Source organism: Nostoc sp. DedQUE12b (genome assembly GCF_034530835.1).
In the GTDB taxonomy this organism is placed as follows: Bacteria; Cyanobacteriota; Cyanobacteriia; order Cyanobacteriales; family Nostocaceae; genus Nostoc.
Genome location: NZ_JAVRCI010000007.1, coordinates 110,688 through 126,799, shown reverse-complemented (window position 1 = coordinate 126,799; position 16,112 = coordinate 110,688). Strand labels below are relative to the sequence as shown.

The following is a 16,112-nucleotide window of genomic DNA, read 5'->3' as shown; positions in this document are numbered from 1 at the left end:
GTGTTTAAGCTTTGCTGTATTAAGTGGATTTTGAAACTAAGATACCCACAGCTGACTTAAACGATTGTTCAGCCAGGAGTGAGTGTGAGATTAATTTTGCCACTATTTGCCTGCATCTGATTAACTAAAGCGTAATAATGAATCAAATTCTCAATAAATTCCCCGAAATTCCCTCTCAATGTGCGACTATCGTTGATATTCTGCGCGATCGCAGCTGCAATATACCCGGCACACAAGCTTTTACTTTCCTTGAAGATGGAGAAACTCAGGAATTAACACTGACTTACCATGAATTGGATCGGCGTAGTCGGGCTGTAGCAGCTCAACTCCAAGCTCTTGGTTTGAGTGGAGAACGTGCCATATTACTGTATCCTCCTGGATTGGATTATCTAATCGCATTTTTTGGTTGTCTATATGCTGGGGTAGTGGCGATTCCAGCTTATCCGCCTTCCAATCAACGTAAAACGCCCAGAATACAGGCTATTAGCATAGATGCACAGGCAAGTATTGCTCTCACCACAACAGCAATGCTCCCCACATTACAATCAATACTCACACTCCTAACAAAACAGGGAAATTTTCACTGGCTGACAACAGACAACATCGCACAGGGTATAGAAGATTCTTGGCAACAACCTGCAATAAATGCCGATACCCTAGCCTTTCTACAATACACATCGGGTTCTACAGGGACACCAAAGGGAGTCATGCTTAGTCATGGCAATCTGCTGCACAATGCCGCCGTAACCTACCAACTGATGGAACATTCACCCAGCAGTAAGTTTGTATCCTGGCTGCCTGTTTACCATGATATGGGGTTGATTGGCGGGATTTTACAACCTTTATACGGTGGTTTTCCTTGCATCTTAATGTCGCCAGCATCTTTTTTACAACGACCTTATCGCTGGTTACAGGCTATATCTCACTACAAAGGCACTACCAGTGGTGGTCCCAACTTTGCTTATGAACTATGTGTTCAAAGGATTACTCAAGAGCAAAAAGAAACTCTTGACTTAAGTAGTTGGAGTGTTGCGTTTAACGGTGCCGAACCAGTCCGACGAGATACTCTTGAGCAGTTTGCAACTACCTTTGCTGAGTGTGGCTTTCGTGCAGAAGCATTCTATCCTTGTTATGGTATGGCGGAAGCAACTTTAATAGTTTCTGGCGGGATCAAAACAGCTTTAGCTCAAGTAAAAACTGTAGACAAATCTGCACTTTCACAGAACCAGATAGTTGAAAAAACTAGCCAAAGTCAAGATATTCAAAGCTTTGTCAGTTGTGGTGAAACTATTCCTCAACAGCAGATTGTTATTGTTAATCCTGAAACATTAACACGTTGTTCATCAGATGAAGTTGGCGAAATCTGGATATCTGGACTGAGTGTTGGTAAGGGTTATTGGAATCGAACACAAGAAACAGAGCAAACATTCCATGCCTATCTGAAAGACACAAAAGAAGGGCCGTTTTTACGGACTAGTGACTTAGGCTTTTTGGACAATGATGAGCTTTTCATTACAGGTAGGGCAAAAGATTTAATTATTATTCGCGGTCGTAATCTTTACCCGCAAGATATCGAATTAAGCGCAGAACGCAGCCATCCATCCTTACGTTTCGGTGCTAATGCAGCATTTACAGTAGAGATTAACAACGAAGAAAGGCTAGTAGTTGTACAAGAATTAGAGTTTCGCGCCAAGCCAAATTTAGCAGAAGTAGCTAGTGCAATTCGGCAAGCGATCGCCCAAGAACATGAAGTACAAGTTTATGCTGTGGTTTTAATTAAACCAGGTAGTATACCCAAAACTTCTAGCGGTAAGATTCAACGTCGTGCAACTCGTACTCAGTTTGAAAATGGCGAACTGAGTGTAATTGAAAGTGACATTCTCAAGATTAGTGATATTATTGCCAGAAAGGAAACTCAATTACAGCGTTCTGAACTTTTGGCGCTTTCCCCAAGAGAATGTCAACCGATTCTAGAATCATATCTGATTGAACTTTTGGCGGGAGTACTTTCAATTGCAACAGATGATATTAATCCACAAGAAGCATTAAGCACTCTGGGACTTGATTCCTTAAAAGTATTTGAGTTGAAAAACCGGATTGAGGTTGATTTAGAAGTAGAAGTATCCGTAGCAGACTTTTTTGAAGGGATGAGTACGCGATCGCTCATCACCAAAATACTGGCTCAAATGACAAAAGAAGCTTTCATCCCCTCAAAGTCTCTTAGCCAAGTTCAGCCAGCCGAAGTATATCCCCTATCTTTTGCCCAGCAGCGATTATGGTTCCTTGACCGATTAGAACCAGGCAATCCAGCTTACAATATTTCCTTAGCTGTGAATCTCCAAGGTGAGCTTGAGGTTACTCTACTAGAACGAAGCCTAAATGAAATTATCCGGCGGCATGAGACTTTAAGAACCACATTTACAACAGTCAATGGACAGCCAGTACAAATTATTGCTTCTTCCCTAAAATTATCTTTATCAGTAATAAATATAGAATCACAGAGTGATGTCACAGTCCAACAATTCTTGACTCAAGAAAGTCAACGACCTTTTGAGCTAACCCAAGGGCCATTGTTACGTGCTAAACTTTTGCGCCTAGCACAGCAAGAGCATATTCTTTTGCTAGAGATGCACCACATCATCTCTGATGGCTGGTCTACTGAAGTCTTTTTACAAGAGATTGGATTACTTTACAAAGCATTTTTAACCAGAAATACTTCACCTTTAACAGAAATCTCGATCCAATACAAAGACTTTGCACATTGGCAGCGGCAATGGCTACAAGGGGAAATCCTGCAAAGTCAACTCTCTTATTGGAAGCAACAACTTGAGGGTATACCAGTGGCATTAAAATTACCTACTGACCGGCCACGACCGACGGTGCAAACTTCACACGGCGCTCAACAATCTATCGAGTTGTCCGAAGCAGTCATTAAGCAACTGAAGGCGATCGCTCGTCAAGAAGGTGTAACTGTATTCATGTTGCTATTAGCAGCATTTCAGACTTTTCTTTATCGTTATACCGGACAAGATGATATTGCTGTCGGAACACCCGTCGCCAACCGTAATCGTGATGAAGTTAAAGGGTTAATTGGCTTTTTTGTCAATACCTTAGTGCTACGTACAGATATGAGCGGCAACCCGACTTTTGATGAGTTGCTGACGCGCGTAAAAAAGGTAGCTTTAGGGGCTTACACACACCAGGATTTGCCCTTTGACCAACTGGTAGAAGCAGTGCAACCAGAGCGGGATACAAGTCGGACACCGCTGTTTCAAGTGATGTTCAATGTCCAAGATTACTCGCAGTTACCAGAAATGCCTGGTTTGGCTTTGAGCTTGTTAAAAATAGAAACAGAAACAGCGCAGTTTGATTTGAGCTTGTCTATTGAAATTACAGAGCAAGAAGTGGCGGCATCCTTCTATTACAATACTGACCTATTTGATACTGCCACCATCAACCGAATGCTGAGGCATTTCCAGAATTTGCTCTCAGGCATTGTTGCTAATTCTCAAGCTCGGCTATCTGACTTACCACTATTGAGCGCGGCAGATTGTCAGGAGTTACTACAACTTAGTAGGAATCAATCTCCAATTCCAAATTCCTCCGAACAATTCATTCATCAACTGTTTGAGGCACAAGTAGAGCGGACACCAGATGCGATCGCGGTGGTATTTCAAAACCAGCATTTAACTTACAGAGAATTGAACCAACGTGCTAATCAAGTAGCACATCATCTGCGATCGCTAGGAGTTGGGCCAGAGGTGCTAGTTGGTATCTGTATACAGCGCTCTTTAGAAATGGCGATCGGACTCTTGGCGATTCTCAAAGCCGGAGGAGCCTATGTACCTCTAGATCCTGCTTATCCAAAAGAACGCCTCGCTCTGATCTTAAGAGATTCTCAGGTGTCAGTCCTTCTTACCCAGCAATCACTGGTAGCTACTCTACCTGCACTTGATTCACAAGTCGTGTGCCTTGATACAAACAAGAGCGTTATAGCCGAAGAAAGTCAGGAAAATCTTATTAATCAGACCCAACCAGAAAACCTTGTCTATATTATTTACACTTCTGGCTCCACAGGAACTCCCAAGGGCGTGACTATTCAGCATCGCTCTTTGGCGAGTTATGCCGAAATTGCCTGTTTAGAATACGGACTAGAAGCAAGCGATAGAGTGCTGCAATTTGCTTCCATCAGCTTTGATGCTGCTGCGGAAGAAATCTTTCCCTGTCTGATCTGCGGTGCTACTCTTATACTGCGTACAGATGAGATGTTAAGTTCGACGCCTCAATTTTTACAGCATTGTCGTGATTGGGGGATAACAGTCCTAGATTTGCCTACCGCCTTTTGGCATCAAGTTACAGCTGAATTAGCAACAGCCAATTTGGTACTTCCCGATTCTCTGCGATTAGCGATCATTGGTGGCGAAAGAGCCAATAGAAAACACCTCACTACTTGGCAGCAGCAGGTTGGTCAACGAGTACGCCTTGTCAACACTTACGGGCCTACAGAAACAACAATTGTAGCTACACTGTGTGACTTATCAGTATCGACAGCGGACGAAGTGCCGATTGGCAAAGCTATTCCCCAAGTCCAAACTTACGTCCTCGATCCTGATCTACAACTCGTCCCTGTAGGCACTCCTGGCGAATTGTACATTGGAGGTGTCGGTGTTGCTAGGGGCTACTTCAAGCGATCAGACTTAACAGCAGCAAAGTTTATTCCTAACCCTTACAGTTCAAAACCTGGTGAGCGTCTTTATCAGACAGGCGACTTAGTTCGCTACCTTCCTGATGGCAACCTGGAATTTCTCGGACGCATCGATCATCAAGTTAAAATTCGGGGTTTCCGGATTGAATTAGGCGAAATAGAAGCTTTACTCAATCAACACCCAGGCGTTCAAGAAGCGGTGGTCGTTGCTCACAATGACGACTTAGATCATCAGCGCTTGATTGCTTATGTTGTCGGACAGTATCAACTGGAAACGGTAGAAACGTTAGACACTCAGCAAACCTTGCAGTGGCAAACGGTCTTTGATAGCCTCTACAAAAAGTTTGATGCCACTCAAAACTCCGGCTTCTATATCAAAGGTTGGGAAAGTAGCTACACAGGGGCATCGATCGCAGACGAAGAAGTGCGCGAATGGATGGAGCAAACCATCGGGCGCATTTTAGCTTTGCAACCCAACCGGGTTTTAGAAATAGGTTGTGGGGGTAGCGGCCTAATGCTTTTGAACATTGCCCCTCATTGCCAGCAGTACTGGGCAACAGATCCCTCAGAAAATGCCCTGCAAATTCTCCAACAGCAGTTGGATACTTTAGAGCAGCCATTAGCAGGAGTTACACTCAGCCAGAGAAGCGCTTTAGATTTTGAAGATGTGCCAGAGAATAGCTTTGATGCGGTGTTAATTGTCTCTGTGGCTCAGTACTTCCCAAGCATTGACTATTTGCTCCAGGTTCTGGAAAAGGCAGTCAATGTTGTAGAACCAGGTGGCTTCATTTTTCTAGGAGATGTTCGCAGTCTGCCCTTATTAGAAGCATTCCATGCCTCAGTTCAACTTTATCGGGCAGCAGATACTCTTTCGAGAGAAACATTACAACAGCGCGTGCAGAAACAGTTGTTTGAGGAAAAACAATTAGTTATTGATCCTGCTTTCTTTACTGCTCTCAAACAGCATCTACCTAAAATTAGTCATGTTGATATATTGCTAGAGCGTGGTTCTTGCCAAAATGAATTAACCAAATTCCGTTACGATGTCGTTCTCCATCTGGACGATAAAGCAGTTCCGACGATGGAGATCCCCTGGCTGGATTGGAACAAACAAGAGGTAAGCCTCTGTTATGTCCGCCAAATGCTCGAAGAAACTGCACCCCAATTTTTAGGTCTTAGCGGTGTGCCGAATGCCCGTGCGATCGCAGATATTCAGCTCGTACAGTGGTTGAAAAATAGTGAAACGCCAGAAACTGTCGGTGAGATGAAGCAGGTTTTAAGCTCCTTTGAAGATCAAGGGGTAGAACCGGAAGTATTCTGGGCATTAGAAAAAGACTTTCCTTACTTAGTCCAAATTACTTGGTCAGGTAATGGTGCAGGCGATCGCTATGACGTGATCTTTAAACGCTCTACACCCAATCCTGCTCGGTGTTTCTGTTTACCTGCTGCTGTGCCTCCTTTGTCTCGTCCTTGGCAAGATTACGCTAATACTCCTTGGCAAGGAAGTTTAGCACGTGAACGAGTACCTCAACTCCGAGATTTCCTCAGAGAAAAATTACCTGAATACATGGTGCCAACGGCTTTTATATTCTTAGACGCACTCCCTTTAACCCCCAATGGCAAAGTCAATCGTCGCGCCTTACCCTTGCCAGAAAGTTACTCTACCCAAAACCAGCTTTATGTTGCTCCCAAAACAGAGCTACAGCAGACAATTGCTAATACGTGGCAAACAGTACTCGGTATCGAGAAAGTTAGTATTAACGATAACTTTTTTGATTTGGGCGGTCATTCTTTGCTGATCTCTCAGGTCAACGCGCAACTACGAGAAAAATTACAACGTGATATCTCAGTAGTAGAAATGTTTCAATATCCTAGTATTAGTTTGTTAGCTAAACATCTGAGTCAAGAACAGCAAGAACAACATTCCTTTAAAGAGATTCATAACCGTTCTGAAAAACAGAAATTGGCTCTCAACAGACAAAAGCAAACTCGTAATCCACGCAAATAAGTAGAGTTGTAGCGGCTAGCCGTTTGCTCTAAAAAAATGTGTAATTTAATGAGGTAATATAGATAGTAATGAATAGTTATGACTCAATACAAGCGATCGCAATTATTGGCATATCAGGACGTTTCCCCGGCGCTAATGATATTAAAGCTTTTTGGAAAAATTTAAGTTCTGGAGTAGAATCAATATCTACTTTTACAGATGTCGAATTAATTGACGCTGGAATTGATCCAGAATTACTGCATAATCCTAGTTATGTGAAAAGCCTTGCTATATTAAAAAATATAGATTTATTTGATGCTTCATTCTTCGGCTTTAATCCTAGAGAAGCAGAAATTACAGATCCCCAGCATCGCTTATTTTTGGAGTGTGCATGGGAAGCATTAGAAAATGCTGGCTATGATTCCCAACGTTGTGAAAGTCGGGTTGGAGTTTATGCTGGTGCTAGTGCAAATAATTATTTATCATTGGATTTAAAGAGCGATGCCTGCGGCAGGCTGCGCCAACGCAATGGATTAGCTAGCATTTTCCAAAGGGGAATTGGTAACGATAAAGATTTCCTAGCGACTCGCGTTTCCTATAAATTAAATCTTACTGGCCCAAGTCTGACAATACAAACCGCTTGTTCTACTTCCTTAGTTGCAACTTCTCTCGCTTGCCAAAGTCTATTAAATTACCAATGCGATATGGCTTTAGCAGGTGGAGTATCTATTAATATTCTCCAAAAAACTGGGTATTTGTATGAAGAAGGCGGTGTTCTATCACCTGACGGGCACTGTCGCGCCTTTGATGCCAAAGCCAAGGGAACAATTATTGGCAATGGCGTAGGAATTGTAGTTTTAAAGCGGTTATCTGAGGCGATCGCCGATGGTGATCATATCTATGCTGTGATTAAAGGTAGCGCCATTAATAACGATGGTTCTGGTAAAATCGGTTACACAGCACCAAGCGTTAACGGACAAGCAGATGTAGTCGCAGAAGCACTGGCTTTGGCTGGAGTGGAACCTGAAACCATTAGTTATATAGAAGCTCACGGTTCGGGCACTGTCTTAGGCGATCCCATTGAAATTTCTGCTTTAACTAACGTTTTTCGTGAAAGTACCGATAAAAAAGGCTTCTGTGCCATTGGTTCAGTCAAAACAAATATTGGTCATTTAGACGCAGCCGCAGGTGTTACAAGCTTAATTAAGGCAACTCTGGCTCTCAAACATCAGCAAATACCCCCCAGCTTAAACTTTGAACAACCCAATCCTGACATTGATTTTGCCAACAGTCCTTTTTACGTCAACACCAAGCTGAGAGAATGGAAAACTACTCATACCCCTCGCCGTGCTGGTGTGAGTTCTTTGGGTATAGGTGGAACTAATGCTCACGTAATTTTGGAAGAAGCCCCGACACTTCCAGAATCTAGCCCTTCTCGTCCGTGGCAATTATTAGTACTTTCAGCCAAAACAGACTCAGCATTAAAAAGTGCTACTGTCAATCTGATAGATTACTTAAAACAGCATCCTGATTTAAAGTTCGCGGATGTTGCTTACACCTTACAGTGTGGACGACAAGCTTTTGAGCATCGGCAGACAGTTGTTTGTCAAGATATTGCAGATGCGATCGCTGCACTTGAAGATCCAAAGCGCTTACTTACCAGTGTTCAAGAAACTGAAGAACATCCTCTAGCCTTTATGTTTCCAGGGCTTGGTACTCAATATGTCAACATGGCTGGTGAACTTTACCACGTTGAACCGACATTTCGGCAACAAATTGACTACTGTTGTGAATTTCTCAAACCGCTTCTTGGTCAAGATTTGCGAGATGTCATATATCCCAGTAGAAACAGTGAGAATGACACTCAGCAAAAACAAAACACTGTTGCTGCTGGGTTAGATTTGCGAAAAATGTTAGGTCGTGGGGCAGAACAAGCAGATGTAGCTACTGAAAAACTCAATCAAACTTATCTCACTCAGCCAGCTATTTTTGTGATTGAGTACGCCTTGGCTCAGTTGTGGATGTCATGGGGAATTCGTCCGGCGGCAATGATTGGCTACAGCATTGGTGAATATGTCGCGGCTACGCTAGCAGGGGTGTTGTCTATTGAAGACGCTCTGACTCTCGTCGCCAAAAGAGCGCAAATGATTCAGGAATTACCAATTGGGGCAATGTTGGCTGTCCCCCTTTCAGAAGAAGAGGTGCGTCCGCTATTAAATGAGAATCTTTCATTGTCAGCAATCAATGGTTCGCAACAGTGCGTGATTGCTGGAGCCATAGATGCTGTAGATGAATTAGAAAGCAAGTTAACTCAAAGGGGATTAGCCTGTCGGCGTTTGCAAACTTCCCATGCCTTTCATTCAAAAATGATGGATGCGATCGCACAACCCTTCACTGACTTGGTAAAAACTGTCAGCCTCCAGCCACCCAAAATTCCATATTTATCTAATGTCACGGGAACTTGGATTACAGCAGCCGAAGCTACAGATCCCACATACTGGACAAGGCATCTATGCCAAACCGTGCGTTTTGCAGATGGAGTTCAACAATTGTGGAAAAAACAAAATCCGATTCTGTTAGAGGTGGGATCGGGACAGACATTGAGCAGTTTAGCTTTACAGTGTTTGGATAACGGCTCCTCTACAGATCGAGTTGTACTACCCTCACTCCGGCATTCCTACGAGCGACAGTCAGATTTGGCTTTCTTGCTTAAGACATTAGGTCAGTTGTGGCTCTCAGGAGTCCAAATTGATTGGTCAGGCTTTTATGCTGCGGAGCGCCGTCACCGCCTTCCCTTACCAACTTATCCCTTTGAGCGCCAACGTTACTGGATTGAAGCACAAAAACCATCACCCTCACCCAGACAATTCCACCCAAAACCAACAGCATCAGAGCTTTGGAAATCTCTGGTAGACGCTGCTCAGATGCAAGCGATTCAAGGCAGCTTAGAATTTGACGATCAAGCTTATCGAGCCAACGAACAATGGTTAGATCGTTTATGTACTGCTTACATGAGCCTTGCCCTGAAGCATTTAGGTGCATTTAGCGATCTAGCCAAAAAGTATTCTATTGAGGAATTATTTGAGCAATGTTCTATCATTCCTAAATACCGTGAATTGTTGTGTAGATGGCTGAAAGTACTGGTAGAGGAAGGTCAGTTACAGCAAGAGGAAGGCCTATTTACAAACTTTTTGCCATCGTCAACAGACGAGATCGACACTCTTCTAGAAGAAGTCAGAGTCAGATGGGCAGATACACCTCAAAATATAAACCTGATCCAGCTCTTTGGTGAAAATCTGGTAGCTGTGCTGACTGGTCAAAAAGAACCGTTGGAATTGTCTGTTGCTACATTAGTCCAGCAAGGAGAAATTTCTCGACAATACTTACCCTCTGAGGTTTACTTCAGAGGCATTATGCGGGCAATGGTGGAAAAGCTGGCAATGACTTTACCACCAGACGTAAACCTCAGAATTTTAGAAATCGGTGGTGGAACTGGGATTGCTACGGCGGAATTACTACCTGTGTTCTCATCCCAGCCAACAAACTATACTTTTACCGATGTGGGCGGTTTTTTTATCAAAGAAGCCAAAAATAAGTTTAGTGCCTATCCTTTTGTCCAATATGGCTTACTAGACATTGAGCGATCGCCGCAAAAGCAAGGGTACAATAGCCACAGTTTTGACGTAGTGGTAGCTGTCAATGTATTGCACACAATCCGCAACATCAAAGAAACTCTTCAGTATGTTCACTCTTTATTAGCTCCAGGAGGCTTCTTACTGCTCTGGGAGATCACTCAACCTAAACGAGAGTTTGACATGATTGATGGTCTGCTTATGAATCCCATAGAAGATGAAAAAGGCAGCCGCAATATGGGTAATCCATTTTTATCAAAACAGCAGTGGCAGGAAGCATTAAATTCCTGTGGTTTTGTTGAGGTGGCGGCTTTATCTGAATTTGAAGCCTTTGGGGAACATGTCTTTATTGCTCAGGCTTCTTGGTCAGCAGCATTATCAGCACCAGCAGCATTTACAGCTTTAGTCGATCAAAAAGATGTTGACAAGATGCCTCAAGTCTTGTCAGATAAAAAGCGGGACATTGCTGACTGGTTTTATATTCCATCCTGGAAACGCTCAATGCCGCCCCAGCCTTTGAAATTGACTCAGGAAAGTTGTTGGTTAGTCTTTATCGATGAATGCGGCTTGGGTTCCCAAGTAGTGAAGCGACTCAAACTTGAGAACCAGAATGTTATTACTGTCAAGATGGGAGAGCAATTTCATAGTGAGAACAAATCTTCTATAGATGGACTCGATCAACACGTATACACGATCAACCCTCAACAAAGGGATGACTACCACACCCTGCTTAAAGAACTTTGCAACCTGGACTTGACCCCAAAAACAATTGTTTATTTATGGAGCGTGACACCACCCGATCGCACAGAATTAGGACTTGAATCGTTAGACTCTCAAGATTTAGACTTTTACAGTCTGCTGTTTCTAGCTCAGGCAATTGGAGAACAAAATCTTGCAGATTCCCTTGAAATTGGCATTGTTTCAAATAATATGCAGGAATTAACAGGCGAAGAGGTGCTGTCTCCAGACAAAGCACTAGTTCTTGGGCCCTGTAAAACTATTCCGCTAGAGTACCCAAATATAAACTGTCGTAGTATTGATGTTGTTATTCCCGAACTAGAAAGTTGGCAAGGGGATAAACTAGTAGACCAGTTACTGACAGAACTCACTACTGAATCATCCGATCAGATTATCGCCTACCGTGGCAATCATCGGTGGGTACAGACTTTTGAACCAGTCCGACTGCATGAAACTGTTGAAGGAAAACCACGCTTAAGGGAAGGGGGAGTCTATCTGATTACAGGTGGATTAGGAGGCGTTGGTCTAGTGCTGGCTGAATATCTGGCACAGACCGTAAAAGCAAAACTGGTACTGACTGGGCGTTCAGCTTTTCCCGATCGCAACGAATGGTTACAATGGCTATCCACTCATGATGAATCCGACAGCATCAGCTGTAAAATCCGAAAATTACAAGCGATCGAGACGTTGGGTGCAGAGGTATTGATAGTCAGCGCCGATGTTACCAAGCTTGAACAAATGTCAGCAGCGATCGCTCAGGCAAATAATCGATTTGGTCAGATTCATGGCGTGATTCATGCCGCATTAGTTCTAGAGGGAGGTCTTATTCAACTAAAAACAAAACAAGCAGCAGCCAGTGGTCTTGCGCCGAAAGTAAAAGGAACACGAATCCTTGATATTCTCTTTAAAAATGCCAAACTAGATTTCTTCGTACTTTGTTCATCAAGTAGTGTATTTAAACCTGTAGTGGGTATGGTAGACTACATTGCTGCAAATGCCTTTATTGACACGTTTGCTCATTACAGTGTCTCTAAACATGGCAGATTTACCAGAGCCATTAACTGGGATAGATGGAGCGATATAGGGAGAGCAATAGGTGTTGACTTACTATATAAAGCGAAAACAGGAGAAGAAATTGCGCCAGGAATGACATCAGAAGAAGGCATTGAGGCATTTAGACGGATTCTGTTCAGTAGTACAGTGCCTCAAATAGTTGTATCAACGCAGGATTTACTAACTGAGGTTGAGCAGAAATTTTCCTTAGAAGTCCTAGAGAAGGCCAACATATCTAAATCGGTATACCAAAGACCCCAACTGAAAAATGCTTATGTTGCTCCTACCAATGAGAGCGAGTCTAGGATTGCTGATATCTATCAAGAATTACTAGGGATTGAGCAGGTAGGCATTCATGACAACTTCTTTGAGTTAGGAGGAGACTCCTTAATAGGAACTGTACTAATTTCTCAGCTTCGTAAAAACTTCCAGGTAGAACTATCTGTTCGTTCCCTCTTTGAAGCACCTTCTGTATCTGAATTGGCTGTAGTTATTGAAGAAACCATCATAGAGGAATTAGAAAAATTATCTGAAGCTTAAGCTAATTTTAATTTTGAAAAGCTTAACGTAAAACCAGAAAAAATATTCGCTTTCAGGATTATTTATGAACATTCAAACAGTAGGCGTAGTTGGAGCAGGAGTTATGGGAGTAGGGGTTGCACAAAACCTCGCTCAAACAGGTCATCAAGTCATTCTAGTAGATATTTCTGAAGATATCCTGGACAAGGCTAAACATGAAATCAGGAATAATATCCGCTTTCAGGGTTTTTTCAAAAAAAGTGACACTACAGAAACTCCAGATAGTGTCCTCAACCGAATTGAGTTTTCGACAAACTATAAATTTCTAGAAAAAGCAGATTTTGTAGTTGAAAATGTCACTGAAAAGTGGGATATTAAAAAGCAGGTGTACTCACTGCTAGATTCTATTTGTCCAGCAAATAGTGTATTTGCGGCTAACACATCAGCAATTCCTATCACCCGTATTGCTTCAGTCACTAAACGTGCCGATAGAGTTATCGGTATGCATTTTATGAATCCTGTCCCCATGAAGTCAATGGTGGAGATGATTCGCGGTTTTCATACTTCTGAGCAAACAATTGAAATAGGCAAAAAATTTCTGGCTCAGATTGGAAAAGAATGCATAATCGTCAATGATTCACCGGGTTTTGTTTCTAATCGCGTGTTGATGTTAACCATTAATGAAGCTGTTTTTCTGTTGCAAGACCAAGTTTCTACAGCAGAAGATATAGACAAAATATTTAAAACTTGCTTCGGGCACAAAATGGGGCCTTTAGAAACAGCAGATTTGATTGGACTAGATACCATTTTATTTTCCATTGAAGTTTTGTATGAAAGCTTTAATGATAGTAAGTACAGACCATGTACTTTACTGAAGAAAATGGTAGATGCCGGATTGCATGGTAGAAAAAGTGGGAAAGGATTTTACGTTTATCAATAAATAGGATTTGTGCAAAAATGAACGAAATAAAAACTAAAACCAAAGCATTCTTGTCACGATTTTTCGGTAATCATGACTTACAGCCAGACGAAGACATTTTTGCACTAGGTTTTGTAAATTCTATGTTTGCTATGCAACTTGTTTTGTTTGTAGAACAAGAGTTTCAAATTACTATTGAGAATGAAGACTTAGAGTTTGAAAATTTTAGAACTATCAATTCTATTAGTAACTTAGTTGAACGAAAAAATACTGTATTAGCGCCGAGATGAAACTAGAATTATCTGCTCAACAAAAAAATTATCAAGCTGAATTTAGAACATTTGTCAATGAGGAAATATGTCCTCATGCGAGTGAATGCGATCGCAATGAATTTACCCCGCCAGAAATCATTAAAAAATTAGCGGAACATGGCTTTTTAGGTGCCATATTACCCGAAGCATTTGGTGGTCAAGCAATGGACATGATCACCTATGGCATTCTCAACGAAGAAATTGGCCGGGGATGTTCTTCTGTACGGAGTTTGCTGACAGTTCATAACATGGTTGCTCATGCTTTATGTAAATGGGGTAGTAAGTCTCAAAAAGAATATTGGCTTCCCAAGTTAGCATCTGGTGAAATCATAGCCGCTTTTGCATTAAGTGAACCGAGTGTAGGTAGCGATGCTAAAAGTGTAGAAACAACAGCTACACATGCTGGAGATACTTATATCTTAAATGGGCAAAAGAAATGGATTACCTATGGACAAATAGCAGATGTATTCTTGGTATTTGCCAAATGTGAAGATAAACCCACCGCCTTTTTAGTTGAAAAAAATAGCCCAGGATTTTCAGTTAAACCAATGTCTGGCATTTTAGGTGTTAGAGCTTCAATGTCAGCAGAATTGCAGTTTAATAATTGTCAAATTCCTCAAGAAAATTTAGTGGGAAAATTAGGCTTTGGATTTTCTTACGTTGCTGCTACTGCGCTTGATTACGGTAGATATAGCGTGGCCTGGGGTTGTGTCGGTATTACCCAAGCTTGTCTAGAAGCTTGTATTAAGTATACAAGCGAGCGAAAACAGTTTGGTGTTTATCTCAAAGAGCATCAATTAATTCGGCAAATGATTACTCAGATGATAGCCAATGTGAAAGCAGCAAGATTGCTATGTTATCAAGCTGGTTATCTCAAAGATATTAACGATCCCAACTCTATTATAGAGACTTCAATTGCTAAATACTTTGCTTCCATAACAGCTACAAAAGTAGCAAATGATGCTGTTCAAATTCATGGTGGTAATGGGTGTAGTAGTGACTACCCGGTTGAAAGGTATCTACGAGATTCTAAAATTATGGAAATAATCGAAGGTAGCACTCAAATTCAAGAAATTACTATCGCTGATTCGGGTTATCAAGAGTATTTTTTCTCAACTGTACCTAATGTTATGGTCAAGAAATTGGCAGAGAGGATTTAAAATATGATTAGTAGTACAAGCCAACTTACAAATCTCCAACAAGAAGATAAAAAAATTATCAAATGTGTAGTTTGGGATCTAGATAATACATTATGGGATGGAGTTTTATTGGAGGATGATAAAGTTTGTTTGCGAGAAGGGATAGCAAATATTATTCATAGTTTGGATAGTCGCGGTATTTTACAATCTATCGCCAGTAAAAATGACGAGTTTACAGCTATAGCTAAACTAGAAGAATTGGGTTTAAAAGAGTATTTTTTATATCCCCAGATTCATTGGAATTCTAAAGTTAGTTCTTTGCAAGAAATTGCTAAGTCACTTAATATTGGTATTGATGCGATCGCCTTTATTGACGATCAGAGATTTGAACTAGAAGAAGTCGAGTTTTCTTTGCCAGATATTCTTTGTATCAACGCAGATAAAATAGCACATATTTTAGATATGCCAGTGATGAATCCCCGTTTTATTACGGAAGATTCTAGCATGAGAAGGTTGATGTATATTAGCGATATCAATCGCCAGCAAGCAGAAAAAGACTTTGTAGGAACAACAGAGGAATTTTTAGCTACTCTCAATATGAATTTCACTATATCTTCTGCAAAAGAAGAGGATTTGCAGCGAGCAGAAGAATTAACTCTCCGAACTAATCAATTAAACACAACTGGTTACACTTACTCTTATGACGAACTAAGTCATTTTTGTCAGTCGGAAAACCACAAACTGCTAATTGCAAGTCTAGAAGATAAATATGGAAGCTATGGTCAAATAGGACTAGTTCTGATTGAGCGCCAAACAAACCTATGGACAATAAAACTCTTATTGATGTCTTGTCGCGTCATGTCTAGAGGAGTCGGCACAATCATGTTGAACTATGTTATGAGTCTGGCGCAAAACAACAATGTCCGCCTTCTAGCAGAGTTTGTGCCAAATAATCGCAATCGGATGATGTACATTGCTTATAAATTTGCAAATTTTAAGGAAATTGAAAAGAGTGATAATTTAGTAATTTTTGAAAACGATTTAACTCGAATTCAATCAGTACCTTTATATGTGAAATTTCAGGCAATTGATTAAGTAAGTTATTTCTA

At 41.5% G+C, this 16,112-nt stretch carries 6 protein-coding genes; all 6 read left to right on the top strand.

Annotation, left to right across the window (positions count from 1 at the left end; all coding sequences use genetic code 11):
- Window positions 1-137 precede the first annotated feature (137 nt).
- The gene (locus tag RMY16_RS05780) at window positions 138-6,713 is read left to right on the top strand and encodes a non-ribosomal peptide synthetase (protein ID WP_322735553.1); all 6,576 of its coding nucleotides are present in this window, start codon (window positions 138-140) and stop codon (window positions 6,711-6,713) included.
- A 68-nt stretch (window positions 6,714-6,781) separates the two neighbouring features.
- Window positions 6,782-12,655, top strand: coding sequence for a polyketide synthase (locus RMY16_RS05775; protein WP_322735552.1), 5,874 nt, complete (start codon window positions 6,782-6,784; stop codon window positions 12,653-12,655).
- 64 nt (window positions 12,656-12,719) lie between these two features.
- The gene (locus RMY16_RS05770) at window positions 12,720-13,574 is read left to right on the top strand and encodes a 3-hydroxyacyl-CoA dehydrogenase family protein (RefSeq protein ID WP_322735551.1); all 855 of its coding nucleotides are present in this window, start codon (window positions 12,720-12,722) and stop codon (window positions 13,572-13,574) included.
- Between the two features lie 17 nt (window positions 13,575-13,591).
- Complete coding sequence (locus RMY16_RS05765) at window positions 13,592-13,843, top strand: acyl carrier protein (RefSeq protein WP_322659974.1); 252 nt, start codon at window positions 13,592-13,594, stop codon at window positions 13,841-13,843.
- The gene (locus RMY16_RS05760) at window positions 13,840-15,024 is read left to right on the top strand and encodes an acyl-CoA dehydrogenase family protein (RefSeq protein WP_322735550.1); all 1,185 of its coding nucleotides are present in this window, start codon (window positions 13,840-13,842) and stop codon (window positions 15,022-15,024) included. Before RMY16_RS05765 ends, RMY16_RS05760 begins: the two co-directional genes overlap by 4 nt.
- A 3-nt stretch (window positions 15,025-15,027) precedes the next feature.
- Complete coding sequence (locus RMY16_RS05755; RefSeq protein ID WP_322735549.1) at window positions 15,028-16,098, top strand: HAD-IIIC family phosphatase; 1,071 nt, start codon at window positions 15,028-15,030, stop codon at window positions 16,096-16,098.
- Window positions 16,099-16,112: the final 14 nt, after the last annotated feature.